The organism is Pseudomonas sp. TE31087 (assembly GCF_057284075.1).
In genome coordinates, this window is the sequence record NZ_JBXVNN010000001.1 from 953493 (window position 1) to 967962 (window position 14470).

General features: G+C 68.1%; 15 protein-coding genes. 9 read left to right on the forward strand and 6 right to left on the reverse strand.

Annotated elements, in window-relative coordinates:
* The first annotated feature begins 54 nt into the window (after nucleotides 1-54).
* Nucleotides 55-573 (forward strand): sigma-70 family RNA polymerase sigma factor, encoded by a 519-nt coding sequence (locus ACZ899_RS04305; RefSeq protein ID WP_062573788.1) that lies wholly within the window; start codon nucleotides 55-57, stop codon nucleotides 571-573.
* Nucleotides 570-1322: an anti-sigma factor family protein gene (locus tag ACZ899_RS04310; RefSeq protein ID WP_232856132.1), complete on the forward strand. Its 753-nt coding sequence runs from the start codon at nucleotides 570-572 to the stop codon at nucleotides 1320-1322. Before ACZ899_RS04305 ends, ACZ899_RS04310 begins: the two co-directional genes overlap by 4 nt.
* 5 nt (nucleotides 1323-1327) lie before the next feature.
* Here the strand turns inward: ACZ899_RS04310 and ACZ899_RS04315 are convergent, their stop codons facing one another.
* The 3 genes from ACZ899_RS04315 to ACZ899_RS04325 form a co-directional block, all read right to left on the reverse strand.
* Nucleotides 1328-2458, reverse strand: a complete 1131-nt coding sequence (locus tag ACZ899_RS04315) for an HlyD family secretion protein (protein WP_234560913.1) — start codon at nucleotides 2456-2458, stop codon at nucleotides 1328-1330.
* Entirely contained in the window at nucleotides 2455-4083 is a 1629-nt protein-coding gene (locus ACZ899_RS04320) for an MFS transporter (protein WP_234560914.1), read from the reverse strand. Before ACZ899_RS04320 ends, ACZ899_RS04315 begins: the two co-directional genes overlap by 4 nt.
* Before the next feature lie 64 nt (nucleotides 4084-4147).
* A complete protein-coding gene (locus ACZ899_RS04325) occupies nucleotides 4148-4657 on the reverse strand; it encodes a GNAT family N-acetyltransferase (RefSeq protein WP_234560915.1) in 510 nt (169 codons plus the stop codon).
* A 268-nt stretch (nucleotides 4658-4925) separates the two neighbouring features.
* Here ACZ899_RS04325 and ACZ899_RS04330 point away from each other — a divergent pair, with 268 nt between their 5' ends.
* The 3 genes from ACZ899_RS04330 to dksA all read left to right on the forward strand — a co-directional run bounded on the left by ACZ899_RS04330 (nucleotide 4926) and on the right by dksA (nucleotide 7454).
* On the forward strand, nucleotides 4926-5486 hold the full coding sequence (locus ACZ899_RS04330; RefSeq protein WP_062362175.1) for a gamma carbonic anhydrase family protein: 561 nt from the start codon (nucleotides 4926-4928) through the stop codon (nucleotides 5484-5486).
* 2 nt (nucleotides 5487-5488) lie between these two features.
* The gene (locus ACZ899_RS04335; protein WP_234560916.1) at nucleotides 5489-6826 is read left to right on the forward strand and encodes a dihydroorotase; all 1338 of its coding nucleotides are present in this window, start codon (nucleotides 5489-5491) and stop codon (nucleotides 6824-6826) included.
* Between the two features lie 220 nt (nucleotides 6827-7046).
* Nucleotides 7047-7454 (forward strand): RNA polymerase-binding protein DksA, encoded by a 408-nt coding sequence (gene dksA / locus ACZ899_RS04340; protein WP_203652463.1) that lies wholly within the window; start codon nucleotides 7047-7049, stop codon nucleotides 7452-7454.
* Here dksA and ACZ899_RS04345 read toward each other — a convergent pair.
* Both ACZ899_RS04345 and ACZ899_RS04350 read right to left on the reverse strand, forming a co-directional pair.
* Nucleotides 7451-8164, reverse strand: a complete 714-nt coding sequence (locus ACZ899_RS04345) for an MgtC/SapB family protein (protein ID WP_203652464.1) — start codon at nucleotides 8162-8164, stop codon at nucleotides 7451-7453. The two genes, dksA and ACZ899_RS04345, sit on opposite strands and share 4 nt — an antisense overlap.
* Before the next feature lie 338 nt (nucleotides 8165-8502).
* Nucleotides 8503-9273: a class I SAM-dependent methyltransferase gene (locus ACZ899_RS04350; protein WP_234560917.1), complete on the reverse strand. Its 771-nt coding sequence runs from the start codon at nucleotides 9271-9273 to the stop codon at nucleotides 8503-8505.
* Nucleotides 9274-9346: 73 nt separating this feature from the next.
* Here ACZ899_RS04350 and ACZ899_RS04355 point away from each other — a divergent pair, with 73 nt between their 5' ends.
* Entirely contained in the window at nucleotides 9347-9808 is a 462-nt protein-coding gene (locus tag ACZ899_RS04355) for a sterol desaturase family protein (RefSeq protein WP_203652466.1), read from the forward strand.
* A 37-nt stretch (nucleotides 9809-9845) separates the two neighbouring features.
* On the opposite strand, the gene ACZ899_RS04360 is transcribed toward ACZ899_RS04355, so the two are convergent.
* Nucleotides 9846-11162, reverse strand: coding sequence for a hypothetical protein (locus ACZ899_RS04360; protein WP_234560918.1), 1317 nt, complete (start codon nucleotides 11160-11162; stop codon nucleotides 9846-9848).
* A gap of 208 nt (nucleotides 11163-11370) precedes the next feature.
* On the opposite strand from ACZ899_RS04360, the gene ACZ899_RS04365 reads away from it, so the two are divergent.
* From ACZ899_RS04365 to ACZ899_RS04375, 3 genes are all read left to right on the forward strand, one after another.
* Nucleotides 11371-12585, forward strand: coding sequence for a sugar transporter (locus ACZ899_RS04365; protein ID WP_234560919.1), 1215 nt, complete (start codon nucleotides 11371-11373; stop codon nucleotides 12583-12585).
* 284 nt (nucleotides 12586-12869) lie between these two features.
* Complete coding sequence (locus ACZ899_RS04370) at nucleotides 12870-13355, forward strand: DUF2165 family protein (protein WP_203652469.1); 486 nt, start codon at nucleotides 12870-12872, stop codon at nucleotides 13353-13355.
* Nucleotides 13356-13369: 14 nt separating this feature from the next.
* The gene (locus ACZ899_RS04375; RefSeq protein WP_234560920.1) at nucleotides 13370-14464 is read left to right on the forward strand and encodes an efflux RND transporter periplasmic adaptor subunit; all 1095 of its coding nucleotides are present in this window, start codon (nucleotides 13370-13372) and stop codon (nucleotides 14462-14464) included.
* The last annotated feature ends 6 nt before the right edge of the window (nucleotides 14465-14470 follow it).

A 14470-nucleotide genomic window follows, 5' to 3' on the forward strand; every position in this document is an offset into this window, starting at 1 on the left:
TGCCGGGCCGTCTGCCCATTACACTGACTGCCCATTGGGGCCCGGAACCCGACCATGCACGATCTGGACGACCAACAATGGCGCGAGCTGCTGCAACGCCTGCGCCGCTTCGCCTTGTGGCTGACCCGCGAGCCCGGCGGCGCCGACGACCTGGTCCAGGCCACGGTCGAGCGTGCCCTGAGCCGCCGTGGCCAGCAGCGCGACGCCGACAGCCTGCGGCCCTGGCTGTTCACCATCCTTTACCGGCTGTTCCTCGACGGCAAGCGCCGCGAGCGCCTGCACGCCCGCTGGCTGGCCTGGTTCGGTCGGGGCCAGGCCGAGGAACCGACCGGTGGCGAGATCGAGAGCATCGTCCTGGCCCAGGCCGATCTGCGCGCCTTCGCCCGGCTGTCGGCGGAGCAACGCGCCCTGTTGCTGCTGGTCAGCGTCGAAGGCCTGAGCTACAAGGAGGCGGCCGACACCCTCGGCATTCCCATCGGCACGGTGATGTCGCGCCTGTCGCGTGCCCGTGCCGCCCTGCGTGAACTGACCGAGGGCAACCCCACGCCCCCGGCCCTGCGGAGACTCAAATGACGCGCCTGATCCCCACCGAGCACGAGTTGCACGCCTATGTCGACGAGCGCCTGGAGCCGGCTCGTCGGGCCGAGGTCGAGGCGTGGCTGGCGGTCAATCCCGAGGAGGCGGCGCGGATCGAGGCCTGGCGCGGCGATGCCCGGCGCCTGCGGGCGGCCCTGGCCGGCTTCGGCGAGCAGCCCAGCGATCCGGCGCTGGACCTGGCGCCCCTGCGCCGCCGCTTGCGCCAGCGTCGGCAATGGCGCCTGGCACAGGCGGCGGTATTGCTGCTGGCCATGGGCCTGGGCGGCCTGGGCGGCTGGCAGGCACGTGAGGCGACGCTGTTCGCCGGCATGTTGCCCATGGCCGATGCGGTGGAGGCCCACCGACTGTTCGCCGACGCAAGCACGCTGGATATCCAGGCCAGTGATCCGGCGCGGCTGCAGGCCTGGCTGGGACGTCACTTCAACCGTGTCGGCCAATTGCCGGACCTGTCTGGCTATGGTCTGCAGCCGGTGGGCGCACGCCTGCTGAGCAACGAGGCGGGGCCGGCGGCGCTGCTGGTGTTCCAGGACCGCCAAGGGCTGCGCATCAGCCTGTTCCTGCGCTCGCCCGGCGAACACTTCGAGCGCATGCCCAGCGGCCAGCGCACCGACGGCCAGTTGCAGGCCCGCTACTGGTCCCACGGCGACTACAACTTCGCCCTGGTCAGTGCGGTGGATGATGCCCGTGGCGAGCAGGTGCGCCGGGCGCTCGGCGTCAGCCTGTAGGCCAGTCACCTGTCCCGGGTATCGATGCTCACCACCACCGACATCCCCGGCCGCAGCTGCCTGGCCTCGGGCTGGTCGCCATCGACGGTGATCCGCACCGGGATGCGCTGGGCGATCTTGACGAAGTTGCCGGTGGCGTTGTCGGCCTGCAGCAGGGCGAATTCCGAGCCGGTGGCCGGGGAGATCTGCTGCACGTGGCCGCGCAGCTTCAGGTGGTTGAGCGCATCGACGGTGAAGGTGGCGGGTTGGCCGATGCGCACCTTGGCCATCTGCGTTTCCTTCAGGTTGGCGATCACCCACAAGGTGTCCGGCACCAGCGCCATCAACTGCGCGCCGGGATTGACGTAGGCGCCCAGGCGGGTGCCGATCTGCCCCAGTTGGCCGTCCCGTGGCGCCTTGACCCGGGTGTTGTCCAGGTCGATGCGGGCCAGCTCCACCGCGGCCCTGGCATTCTCCACCGAGGCCTGCAGCGCGGCACGGTTGACGATTACCGTCTCGCGGTCCTGGCGGGCGATTTCCAGCGCGGCCCTGGCCTGGGCCAGGCTGGCGACGGCGGCGGCATGGCTGGCGCGGCTCAGGTCCAGTTCGCGGCGCGACACCGAGCCGTCGCTGACCAGCGCCTGGTTGCGCTGCAGGTCGGCCTTGGCCTTGTCGGCCTGGGCCGCGGCGTCGCTGATCGCGGCCTGACGCTGGGCGATGCCGGCCTCGGCGCTGTTGCGCTGCTGTAGGTTGTTGGCCAGCGCCGCCTCCTGCTGTTTGAGCTGGGCGATGGACTGGGCCAGGCGCTGGGTGTAGATACGGTCATCCAGGCGCACCAGCAGGTCGCCCTGCTTGACGAACTGGAAGTCGTGCACCGGCACCTCGACGATATAGCCGCCCAGTTGTGGCCCGATAATCGTCACCTGGCCGCGCACCAGGGCGTTCTCGGTGCTCTCGATGGCGCTGCTGAACGGCGGCAGGCGCCAGGCGTACAGCACCAGCAGGATGCCGGCCAGGGCCACGGCGGCGAAGCTCAGCGACGACAGCAGGCGCACCCGCCGACTGCGCGCCGGGCTGGTCGGTTCGCTGGGTGGTTGCGCGCCTTCCGGGGTTTCGGCGATGGCGGTGGTGGTGGTCGTTGGCGTCTCTTGGGTCATCGGCTCGGGGTACCGCTGGTGGAGTGGTTGTAGCGCAGGTACAGGCTGCGGATGAAGATCCAGATCATGGTCAGGATAGCGATGGCGCCGATCAGCATGAACACATCGTTGTAGGCCAGCACATTGGCCTCGCGGGTCGCAGCGTTGGCCAGCAGGCGCATGCCGGCCTCGTTGCGCAGCGCCGGGTCGGCGAACACCCCGGCGTAACCGGCGCCACCGCCCTGCACGCGGGCGCTGACCAAGGGTTCCAGGGCGCTCAGGCGATCCATCAGCTGGTTGGAGTGGAATTTCTCGCGCACGGTCTGGAAGGTGCCCAGCAGCGCCGAGCCGATCAGCCCGCCGAGGTTGTTGCAGATACCGAACAGCACCGAGAAGCTCACCAGGTTGCGCGGGTTGGCGCGCACATGGCCGATGCCCAGCGCCATCGACGGGCCGACGAAGAACGTGCTGCCGAAGGCCAGGAGGAACTGGCTGAGGTACATCTGCGCCGGCCGGGTCAGGTTGCTCGAGGTGCTGTCCATGAAGGCGCCGGTGGCCATGGCCGCCAGGGAGATGAACAACGGCAGCACCAGGTGCTGGGGGTTGATGGTCAGGGCGCTGATGGCCAGGCCCGTGACCGCGCCCAGCAGCATCACTGCGTACAGCGCGCGCATCTGCTCGTTGCCCATGTTCAGTGCCTGGAGAAAACCCACGGCGCCGGTGGACTGCTCGGAGATCACCATGCGGATCAGGATCACGCACAGGGCCAGACGGATGATCGCGCCGCTGCCCAGCCAGCGGGTCATCAGCAGCGGGTTGCTGCGGTTGTGCTCGATGGCCAGGCCCGAGAGGATCAGGGCGATGGCGCACGCCAGGGCGACGCCGATCCACGGCGCGTCCAGCCACCAGTCGATGCGCCCCAGCGATAGCGCCGCGCAGAGCAGGGCGGTGCCGCTGGCCATCAGGGTGAAGGTGAGGAAATCCAGGGGCTCGAAGGTCTTGAAGCGATCGCCGGGGGGCAGCTTTAGCAGCAGCACGCAGCCCAGCGCGGCCAGGGCCAGGCCCAACTCGAACAGGTACAGCCCCCGCCACTCGGCGATCTGCAGCAGGTCCTCGGAGAACACCCGGGCCAGCGGCACCGCCAACTGCGAGGCGCCAAGGCCCAGGACCATCGCCTTGAGCCGCCACTGCGCGGGGAAGGCCTGGATCATGTAGTACAGGCCCAGCGAACTCAGCGCGGCGCCGACCATGCCATGGGCGGCGCGCACGGCGATGGCCGAGTTGAGGTCGTTGACGAACAGGTGGGCGAGGGTGACCAGGGCATAGAGCACCAGGAACACCTCGGTGAAGGCGCGCAGGCCGAACTCCTGGCGGAACTTCACCAGCAGCAGGTTCATCGACACGTTGGTCATCACGAAGGCCGCCGGCAGCCAGGCCATTTCGGCACTGGTGGCACCCAGCGCGCCCTGCAGGAACGGCAGGTTGGCGACCACCAGGGCGTTGCCCAGGCCGCCCGTGATGGCCACCAGCAGGCCGACCAGGCCGAAGGCCAGGCGCTTGGCCGGGGCGTGCAGCGGCGTCGAGGGCGAGCCGGGCAGGCTGGGCTTCTCATGGGGGAGCCACTGGCGGGGGGCGTACTTGTCCATCGGGTTGTCCGTTACCGCAGGTGATCCGACTCTACGTCAATGGCCGTTTGGATGAAATCATCGCTCAAACGCCGAGCGCCAGGCGCATGGCGCAGCGATTGCCCAGGCCATGGGCCAGCTCGCCGGCAAGGATGCCTTGCAGGCGCGCATCAAGCTGCGGCGGGGGGATGCGCTCGAAACCATAGCGGGCGTAGAACGGGGCATTCCAGGGGACATCGTCGAAGGTGGTCAGGGTCAGCCAGGCCAGGCCGTTCAGGCGCGCGGCTGTACGCGCCTGGTCCAGCAGGCCGCGACCCAGGCCCTGGCCCTGGGCTTCCTGGCGGACCGATATCTCATGGATGTGCAGGGCGTCGCCTGTGGTGCTGGCGCAGAGAAAACCCAGCGGCAGGTCCCGGCCATCCACGGCAACCCAGCTGCCGCCCTCGGTGACGAACGTCAGGTGCTCGGCTTCGTTCATCACATCGCTGTCGGCCAGCCAGGCCAGGTGCGGCAATTGCCGGAAAGCCTGGGCCGCAGAGCGTTCCAGGGTAGGGAGCAGGGGGATGTCGCTGACGAGGGTGGGGCGCACGTGCATGGTGGATCAGGGCCTGTAGGAAATCGCGCAGCCCATTGGGCTGCGCTGTTGCATAAAGAACTGTACCCCTGTGGCAGCGGGCTTGCCGCGAAGCAGGCGTCGCGGTGCTTGGCACCGGCTTTGCCGGTGATCGCGGGGCTAGCCCGCTCCCACGCTGTTCCAATCTGCGCAGGAAGAGTGGAGTTTGCCAGATCGGCGTGTGAAGGTGTTGCATTGTAATTGTTATAACGTAACATTTATGGTCTTCCTTTCATCCAGGGCCTCCACCGTGATCCGCAGAAACCCCTCCGGCCATCTCCCGCAAATCGCCGAATCGGCCTATATCGATCACACCGCCATCATCTGCGGCAAGGTGATCATCCACGACAACGTGTTCGTCGGCCCCTATGCGGTGATCCGCGCCGACGAGGTGGACGGCAGCGGCGACATGCAGCCGATCGTCATCGGCGCCAACTCCAATATCCAGGACGGCGTGGTGATCCACTCCAAGTCCGGCGCGGCGGTGCGCATCGGCCAGTACAGCTCGATCGCCCACCGCTCCATCGTCCATGGTCCGTGCGAGGTCGGTGACCGGGTGTTCATCGGTTTCAACAGCGTGCTGTTCAACTGCAAGGTCGGCGACGGCAGCGTGGTGCGGCACAACTCGGTGGTCGACGGTCGCGACCTGCCACCGCGCTTCTATGTGCCGCCCACCGAGCACATCGGCCCGCACACCGACCTGGAGCGTTACCCGCCGGTCAGCGTGTCGGCCTCGGAGTTCTCCGAGGACGTGGCGCGCACCAACATCGACCTGGTCCAGGGCTACAAGGCCCTGCAGAACGAGTTCTGAACATGGACACATTGCTGGTGCGCAACGCACGGCTGGTCAATGAAGGGCGCGAGTTCGAAGGCGACCTGCTGGTGCGCCACGGGCGCATCGAGCGGATCGCCGGCAGCCTCGACAATGCCCGGGCGGCGCTGGAGATCGATGCCCGGGGCGCCTGGCTGCTGCCGGGGATGATCGACGACCAGGTGCATTTCCGCGAGCCGGGGGCGCCGCACAAGGGCAGCATCGCCAGCGAGTCGCGGGCGGCGGTGGCCGGGGGCATCACCAGCTACATGGACATGCCCAACACCAACCCGCCGACCCTGACCCTGGAGGCGCTGGCCGACAAGAAGCGACGGGCGGCGGCGAGTTCGCGGGCCAACTATGGCTTCCACTTCGGCGTGAGCCGCGACAACCTCGACACCATCGCCGCCCTCGACCCGCGCGAAGTGGCCGGGATCAAGGTGTTCATGGGGGCCTCCACCGGCGACATGCTGGTGGACGATCCGCAGGTGCTGGAAAAGCTCTTCGTCTATGCGCCGACCATCGTCCTGGCGCACTGCGAGCACACCCCGAGCATCCTCGAGAACGAGGGCTGGTGGCGGGCCCGCCACGGAGAGTTCATTCCCCCGGCCGCGCACCCGCTGATCCGCGACGCCGATGCCTGCTACCGCTCCTCGAGCCTGGCGGTGGAGTTGGCCCGGCGCTTCGGCACGCGCCTGCACGTGCTGCACCTGACCACGGTGCGAGAACTGGCATTGTTCCAACCGGGCCCGGTGAGCGGCAAGCACATCACCGCCGAGGTGTGCCTGCACCACCTGCTGTTCGACGACAGCGACTACGCAAGCCTCGGCCACCTGATCAAGTGCAATCCGGCGATCAAGACCGGCACCGACCGCGATGCCCTGCGCAAGGCCCTGGCTCGCGATCGCATCGATGTGATCGGCACCGACCATGCGCCGCATACCCTGGAGGAAAAGCGCCGGGTGTATACCCGTGCGCCGTCGGGCCTGCCGCTGGTGCAGCATGCCTTGCCGGCGGCGTTGGAGCTGGTCTGCGAAGGGGTGCTGAGCATGGCCCAGGTGGTGAACAAGACCAGCCACGCAGTGGCCGAACTGTTCGCTATCCGCGAACGCGGTTTCCTGCGCGAGGGCTATTGGGCGGACTTCGCCATCGTCGAGCGCCTGGCCAGCCCACGGGCGGTGGCGGACGACCCGATCCTGGCGCATTGCGGCTGGACGCCGTTCCAGCAGCGCGCCTTCCACCATGTGGTGCGCAGCACGGTGGTGTCCGGGCAACTGGCCTGGCACCAGGGGCGGGTACGCGACCAATGCCAGGGCTTGCCCTTGATGTTCAACCGCTGAATCCCCCCAGATCGCCCATCCCTTCGGGCTGCTCTGTCGCGCACGGAACAGAAGAGCACGCATCACCAACGTGGGAGCGGGCTAGCCCCGCGATCACCGGCAAAGCCGGTGCCATACACCGCATCGCGGGGCAAGCCCGCTCCCACGCTGTTCAAGTCAGCAAGTTACGTTTTGTTCCATGAGGGCGGTCTCGCGCCCCCAGCATTCTGGAGTTACCCCCATGACTGAAGAGCAACTGCTGCAACAACCCGCCAGCGCCTACATGAACGAACCCCAGCGCCAGTTCTTCCGCAACCTGCTGCTGACCCAGCGCGGCGAGCTGCAGACGCGCATCGAGCAGGAGTTCCGCGCCCTGCGCGAACAGGAAGTGCACAGCGACCCCGCCGACATCGGCAGCGCCGAGGAGGAACGTCACTGGCAACTGCGCTCGCTGGAGCGGGAGAAGAAGCTGCTGGACAAGATCGACCAGGCGCTGGAGCGCCTGGCCCGGGGCGATTACGGCTGGTGCGAGGAAACCGGCGAGCCGATTGGCCTGCGCCGCCTGCTGCTGCGGCCCACCGCCACCCTGTGCGTCGAGGCCAAGGAACGCCAGGAGCTGCGCGAACGGCATGTGCGCGACGACGTCTAGTCAGAGGGCAGACCCTGGGCCTGCAATTGCCAGCGCACCGCGCTCACGCCTTTCTCCAGGCTCACCCGCCCGACCAGGCGCTCCAGCTGGGTCGGCGCCTGCGGCGTGCCGAGCAGCTCGGCGCGCACTTCCAGGCGTGCCGGATCGGCCAGGTCCTCGCTGTGCAGCGACTGCAGGCGCAGGCCCGGGTCGCTGAGGCTGTGCAGCATCAGGCTGCGCACCTGGATCTCGTCCTCGGCGCGGCAGACGATGCGCACCTCGTAGCGCTGCTCGACCTCGCTGGCCGGCACCACGTCCTGGCGGTCCAGGCGCTGGGCGAGGTCGCGCAGCAGGATGTTGGCGCACAGCACCACCAGGCTGCCCAGGGAGGCCTCCAGCAGCAAGCCGAGGCTGCACAGCACGCCAACTGCGGCGGTGCACCAGAGGGTGGCGGCGGTGTTCAGGCCGCGCACGTTGAAGCCGTCGCGCATGATCACGCCACCGCCGAGAAAGCCGATGCCCGACACCACATAGGCGGCGATGCGTGAGGCATCGGTGGGTGCCATGCCCGGCACGGCCTGGGTCATCAGCACGAACAGGCAGGCGCCGGTGCTGACCAGGGCGTTGGTGCGCAGGCCCGTCAGGCGCTGGCGCAGTTGACGTTCGGCACCGATCAGGGCACCGAGCAGCAGGGCCACGCTGACGCGCAGCAGAAAGATTTTCCAATCCATAGCGAACTCCGTTCCGCGGGCGATGGCCCGCACGAGCACCGACCGCAGACGGCGCGAATGAAAGCGAGGAATGCGCAGGACCACGCGCCATGCCAGGTGGCAGGGCAGGAAAGGAAGGAGGAATGTTCAGCCCCGCAGGGCCGAAGGGAACCACCGTCTACCGTGTGCGGCGAGACAGTGGCAGGAACGCTGCCGGACTAGCTCGCCGTGTGGGCCTGTCGCAATCGACTGGGGCTACTGTCCAATGCAGGGAACTCCTGTGTGGGGGATGCTTGAGTGCGCGGCGGACCATACGCCTTGACCCGCACAGGGTCAAGGCATGAATCATGACAATTGCGTTACGCCAGGCGCTGGCAGACGTAGGCCTGGGTCCGGTAGGGGAAGGTGATGCGCTCGCGGCCCTTGAGCGCCGGGTGGTTGTCGATCAGGTCCTGCAACCGGGCCATGACCCTGTCCTGTTCGGCCTGGGGCAGGGCGGCGATGAAGCTGACCGAGCGCAGGCGTTCGAGGATCACCGTCTGCGGGCTGCCTTCATGGACGTGGGGCAGGGTGGTCAGTTGCGGCGCGCTGAAGCGGCTGCCCGCGAAGGCGTCGCGCCAGCGACCGGTGTGAAAGCGTGGGGTGTCGCCCTCGTAGGGGGTGATGATCTCGGTGATCCGCGCCACCCAGTCCACCGCTTCGTCACGCACGTTCCAGATCAGCCCCAGGCGCCCGCCCGGCGCCAGCACCCGGTGCATCTCGCCCAGGGCGGCGGCATCGGCGAACCAGTGGAAGGCCTGGGCGCAGACCAGCACCTGCTGGCTGGCGTCGGCCAGCGGGATGTGCTGGGCGGTGCCTTCGAGCACCGGGACCTCGGGCAGCCGCTCGCTGAATCGCTCGCGCATGGCGGCCACCGGCTCCACCGCCGTCAGGCGCGGCGCCAACGCGGCGAGCAGGCGGGTGAACTTGCCGGTGCCAGCGCCCAGGTCGAGGACCGGGGTGCCGGCGCCGATGCCCAGGGTGTCGCGCAGCCAGCCCTGCAAGGCGCTGGGATAGTCGGGCCGGCCCTGCTCGTAGTTGCTCGACTGGCGGGTGTAGCCGGTGCTGGCTGAGACGTGCACATCCTTCATGGAAAATCCCTCCGAATGACCTGGCGGCAATGGTACCCTTGCGCCTTTCGTTGCCAACCCCCCGGACCGATCCATGTTGTTCAATCTCGCCGTGCTGTTCGGCACCCTGGTGGCCATGGAGGGCGTCGGCACGCTGGCCCACAAGTATGTCATGCACGGCTGCGGCTGGTGGCTGCACCGCTCGCACCATGAGCCGCAGCTGGGCATGCTGGAGACCAACGATCTCTACCTGCTGGCCCTGGGCCTGATCGCCACGGCGCTGGTGGCCCTGGGCAAGGCCGGGCATGCACCGTTGCAATGGGTTGGCGCTGGGGTAGCGGGGTATGGCGTGGCCTATGTGCTGGCCCACGATGGCTTTTTCCACCGGCACTGGCCGCGAGCACCGAAACCGGTCAACCGCTACCTCAGGCGCCTGTATCGGGCGCATCGCCTGCACCATGCGGTGAAGGGGCGCCAGGGCAGCGTTTCGTTCGGCTTCTTCTACGCGCCGCCCTTGCGGGTGTTGAAGCAACAGCTGAAGCGGCGGCGGGGCTGAGCTTCACGCCTCTCCCCGACCTTCAGGCGCCGCCGGCCTACCAGGCCAGCGGCTGCTCGAATCCCTTCCAGCACAACCAGCGCCTCACCTCGCCATGCGCCCCGGTGCCGATCTGCCATTGCGGCCTGCCGCTGTCCAGGGCGATCAGTGAAATGAAACCGGCATGGCTGGCCACCGCCAGGGTGCGGCCATCGGCGCTGATGTCCATGGCGCTGATGGTCGAGCCGAGGTAGTGCTGCCAGTGCTCGCTGCCGTCCTCGCCGAAGGCGCGCAGGTAGCCATGGGCGTCGCCGACGATGTACTCGCTTTCACGGGCCACGCCGGCGTAGATCCGTGCGCCGTCCTGCAACAGCGGCGTGCGCGGGTCCTCGCTGTAGAAACCGGTATCCAGCCCCGGCAGGTCGGTCACCCGCACGCCGACGGTGCCGCCCCGGTAGAAGTGGCAGGCGTTGAGGATCAGCTGGTCGCCACGCCGGTTGAACAGGGCGAAGTGCGGGTATTCGCTGGCCGGGCCCACTTCGGCGATGGGCTTGAACTGCTCGTCGAGCACCAGGTGTCGGCCGCATTGCTCTCCTAGGGCGATCAGCCGGCCATCCGGTGACAGCGCGGCATGCTCCATGGCCAGGCCCAGGACGATGTCGTCCGGATCGGTGCCCTGGCGCAGTTCATCGAGAATGTCCGCCTGCCGCGGCAACAGGCGCGTGGCACCGCTGGCGGCGAGCACGAAGATGCCGTCGCTGCTGACCAGCAGGACCCGCTGGCCATCGGGGAAGGGCAGCAGCGCGGTGGGTATCGGCGGCAGGTCGAGGGGGTCGAACGGGTAGCCGGCGGGCAACCCTTCCAGGCCATGGGGCCAGGCCAGCCTGGCCACCTGCGGGCCGCCCCAGCCATCGGTCACGCGCACCCCTTCGGCATTGGCCAGGGCGTAGTAGCGCCGTTGCGGGCAGCGGCCGAAATGCTCGACGCCGATCACCGGGGTGACGCCCTGGTCGTCGATGCGCAGCACCTGCCCCCGGTCGAACGGCATGCCGATGCGCGCCAGCAGGCTGCCGTCGTCGAGCAGCAGCAGGCTGCCGATGCCCTGGGCCTGTTCCTCGAACAAGGGCACCAGTGGCAGGTGCGCCGGCGGCCAGGCCTCGCGGAACAGCTGGCGCTGTGCCGGGTCGACGCCGGGCCGGTTGATGGCCCGCAGCGCCGCCAGCCAGGCGTCGAGCAGGTGTTCGGTGGCCGCTGCCTGCGGCTCTTCCAGATCGTCCCAGTCTTGCGCACGGCCCTGCGCGACATAGCGGTTGATGGCCTCGGCGTAGGCGATGACCGCCTCGCGCCACTGCTGCTGGGGGTGCTGCTTGTCCATGGGCGGATCGAACTCCTTGTTCCGCAGGGGGGGTGGCGATGCCACAAAAGGGTGCATGGTACTCCGTCCGCACCCGAGGTTGTGAGGGCCGGGCTTGATGCGTACCATGCTGGGCATCCTTCCAATAATCAAACGTGCGTCACCGGCCTGGCACCTGGGCGGGCGGTGTGCGTCCTGTTGCCTTGCCCGCGGAGAAAAACCTCTTCACATGAATGGACCCGTACCTACCTCCATGCCTCCCGCAGCCGGCAATGGCAATTGGCTGAGCGTCATCGCCCTGGCCCTTGCGGCGTTCATCTTCAACACCACCGAGTTCGTCCCGGTGGCGCTGCTCAGCGATATTGGCCGCAGCTTCGAGATGACCACCGCGCAGGTCGGCCTGATGCTGACCATCTATGCCTGGGTGGTGGCGCTGGCGTCGCTGCCGATGATGCTGATGACCCGCAATATCGAGCGGCGGCGCCTGCTGCTGATCGTGTTCCTGGTGTTCATCGCCAGCCACCTGTTGTCGTGGTTGTCGCAGAGCTTCGCCATGCTGCTGGTCAGCCGTATCGGCATCGCCCTGGCCCACGCGGTGTTCTGGGCCATTACTGCGTCGCTGGCGGTGCGCGTGGCGCCGCCCGGCCAGCAGGCCAAGGCACTGGGCCTTTTGGCCACCGGCACCACCCTGGCGATGGTCATGGGCATCCCGCTGGGGCGGGTGGTGGGCGAGACGCTGGGCTGGCGCATTACCTTCCTGTGCATTGCCGGGGTGGCGCTGGCGACCATGCTGTGCCTGATGAAGTCGCTGCCGCTGCTGCCGAGCCAGAACTCCGGCTCGCTGCGCAGCTTGCCTATCCTGTTCAAGCGCCCGGCGCTGGTGATCACCTACGTGCTGGTGACGCTGGTGATCACCGCGCAGTTCACCGCCTACAGCTACATCGAGCCGTTCGCCCTGCACGTGGCGCAGATCAGTGGTGAACACACCACCTTGCTGTTGTTGCTGTACGGCGGTGCCGGCGTGTTTGGCTCGGTGCTGTTCAGCCGCTACAGCGAGCGCTTCCCCCATGGCTTCCTGGTGGGCGCCATCGGCGCGCTTGCCGCGTGCCTGCTGTTGCTGTTGCCGCTGTCGGGCAATTTCCAGGTGTTCGCCGCCCTGAACATGGTCTGGGGCGTGGCGATCCTGAGCTTCAGCCTGGCCCTGCAGTCCAAGACCCTCAAGCTCGCCTCGGACGCCACCGACGTGGCCATGGCGTTGTTCTCGGGTATCTACAACATCGGCATCGGCGGCGGCGCGCTGCTGGGCAGCATCGTCAGCAGCCAGCTGGGCGTGGCGCATATCGGCCTGGTCGGTGGCGGCGTCGCCGTCGTTGGCCTGGTGCTGGCGCTGGCCAGCATCCAGCGCTTTCGCGAAGCCCTGACGCGAGTTCCCGGCCAGGCCTGAACCGCGACCTCTGCAGGAGCGGCTTTAGCCGCGATCACCCGCGAAGCGGGTGCCAGGCTCCGCGTTGCCTGCATCGCGGCTAAAGCCGCTCCTACAGAAAAAACCCGCTTCCCGGCACCTCCACCCCTGGGAATCTCTCCCGACTGATCCGCATCAATCCCCCTGGCAACCAGCGCCCCTGTAATAGGGGCGCTTGTGCATCGGCAAGGCTGCCACTAATATCCAAGCGTTTTCTTGTGTAATTGCCTGTTCCCCCTGGCCAGGCCATCAATACGGACGTTGATATGGATTTGCACACCTCCCTGTGGCTGTTCCAGGCCATCCAGGCCGTGGGCCTGGCGTTATGGCTGAGCATCGCGGTATTGAACAACCTGCAGGCTTTCGCCAGTTCCGTCGGCGCCATCGGCGCCACCCTGGCCATGGCGCCGCTGCGCCAACCGCCGGCCATCGACTTCCCCCTGCTGCGCCGGGCCTGCCAGTCGGCCGGCCTGGCCCGCGCCGCGCTGCTGGTGATCCTGCTGCTGCAGATCGTCGCCAGCCTGGCGGCCTGGGTCGGCTGCTACGGGCTGATCATCGCCCAGGATCCGCTCATGGCCCGCGCCTGGCTGAACCTGGCGCTCGCCGCGTTCCTAGCCTTCACCTTCGCCATGCTGCTCGGTGGCCTGTGGTTCGGCTACTGGATTCGCCAGGAAGGCCTGCAGCTCACCCATCTGGTGCTGGTGCTGTGGGCGATCCTGGCGTTCTTCCTGTTCAACCTGAACTGGGCCTGAGGCGAGGACGCGCGATGAATAGCAAGACGATACTTGGCAGCGCCCTGGTACTGGCGCTGGTCACCGCCGGCGGTCTGGCCTGGCGCCACACCGGCCAGGCCCAGGCCACGGCGACACCGGCGCGGCACCTGGTCAAGGTGGCCCTGGCCACGGTGCAGAAAGCACCGCAAAAACGCGCCTTCGCCGGCGTCGGCGAGCTGGAGGCGGTACACCAGGTGCTGGTCTCGGCCGAAATCGGCGGACGGGTGACGGCGATCAACTTCACATCCGGCCAGCAGGTGCGCAAGGGCGATGTGCTGGTCACCCTCAACGATGCCCCGGAGCAGGCCGAGCGCCTGCGCCTGAAGGCCCAGCTGGGCAATGCGCGGACCAACCACCGGCGGGTCAAGGACCTGCTGCGCGAGAACGCTGCCACCCAGGAACAGCTGGACAATGCCCTGGCAGCCCGCGACATGGCCCAGGGCGAGCTGGCCCGCACCGAGGCGGTGATCGCCCAGAAGGCGGTGCGCGCACCGTTCGACGGGCGCCTGGGCATCCGCCGGGTGAACCAGGGGCAGTACCTCAATGTCGGCGATCCGGTGGTCAGCCTGATCGACACCCGCAGCCTGTACGTCAACTTCTCCCTCGAAGAGCAGTTGAGCGCCCAGCTGCGCCCCGGCCAGCCGGTCGAGGTGCGCCTGGACGCCTTCCCCGACACGCCGTTCACCGCCCATATCACGGCCATCGACCCGCTGATCGGGCGGTCGCGCACGGTGCAGGTCCAGGCCACCCTGGCCAAACCTGATGCGCGCCTTGCGGCCGGCATGTACGCCAGCGTGCAGGTGGCCAGCCCCGATGACGGCCAGGTGCTGACCGTGCCGGAAACCGCGGTGGCCTACACCGCCTATGGCGACACGGTGTTCGTCGCCCGCCGCGATGACGCCGCCGATGCCCTGGTGGTGCAGCGGGTGGCGGTGCGCACCGGCGAGCGCCAGGCCGGCCGTGTGGTGATCGAGCAGGGTCTGAACGAGGACGACCAGGTGGTGGTATCCGGGCAGTTGCGCCTGAGCGACGGTACCGCCGTGCAAGCCACCGAAGACACCCTGCAGGCCCCGGCCAGCGGCGCCTGACCCCAG

Coding starts and splice junctions, on each gene's coding strand:
- ACZ899_RS04335 (WP_234560916.1), top strand. CDS start 5,489: ATGGACACATTGCTGGTGCGCAACGCACGGCTGGTCAATGAAGGGCGC.
- ACZ899_RS04365 (WP_234560919.1), top strand. CDS start 11,371: ATGAATGGACCCGTACCTACCTCCATGCCTCCCGCAGCCGGCAATGGC.
- dksA (WP_203652463.1), top strand. CDS start 7,047: ATGACTGAAGAGCAACTGCTGCAACAACCCGCCAGCGCCTACATGAAC.
- ACZ899_RS04315 (WP_234560913.1), bottom strand. CDS start 2,458: ATGACCCAAGAGACGCCAACGACCACCACCACCGCCATCGCCGAAACC.
- ACZ899_RS04355 (WP_203652466.1), top strand. CDS start 9,347: ATGTTGTTCAATCTCGCCGTGCTGTTCGGCACCCTGGTGGCCATGGAG.
- ACZ899_RS04310 (WP_232856132.1), top strand. CDS start 570: ATGACGCGCCTGATCCCCACCGAGCACGAGTTGCACGCCTATGTCGAC.
- ACZ899_RS04370 (WP_203652469.1), top strand. CDS start 12,870: ATGGATTTGCACACCTCCCTGTGGCTGTTCCAGGCCATCCAGGCCGTG.
- ACZ899_RS04350 (WP_234560917.1), bottom strand. CDS start 9,273: ATGAAGGATGTGCACGTCTCAGCCAGCACCGGCTACACCCGCCAGTCG.
- ACZ899_RS04320 (WP_234560914.1), bottom strand. CDS start 4,083: ATGGACAAGTACGCCCCCCGCCAGTGGCTCCCCCATGAGAAGCCCAGC.
- ACZ899_RS04375 (WP_234560920.1), top strand. CDS start 13,370: ATGAATAGCAAGACGATACTTGGCAGCGCCCTGGTACTGGCGCTGGTC.
- ACZ899_RS04325 (WP_234560915.1), bottom strand. CDS start 4,657: ATGCACGTGCGCCCCACCCTCGTCAGCGACATCCCCCTGCTCCCTACC.
- ACZ899_RS04360 (WP_234560918.1), bottom strand. CDS start 11,162: ATGGACAAGCAGCACCCCCAGCAGCAGTGGCGCGAGGCGGTCATCGCC.
- ACZ899_RS04305 (WP_062573788.1), top strand. CDS start 55: ATGCACGATCTGGACGACCAACAATGGCGCGAGCTGCTGCAACGCCTG.
- ACZ899_RS04345 (WP_203652464.1), bottom strand. CDS start 8,164: ATGGATTGGAAAATCTTTCTGCTGCGCGTCAGCGTGGCCCTGCTGCTC.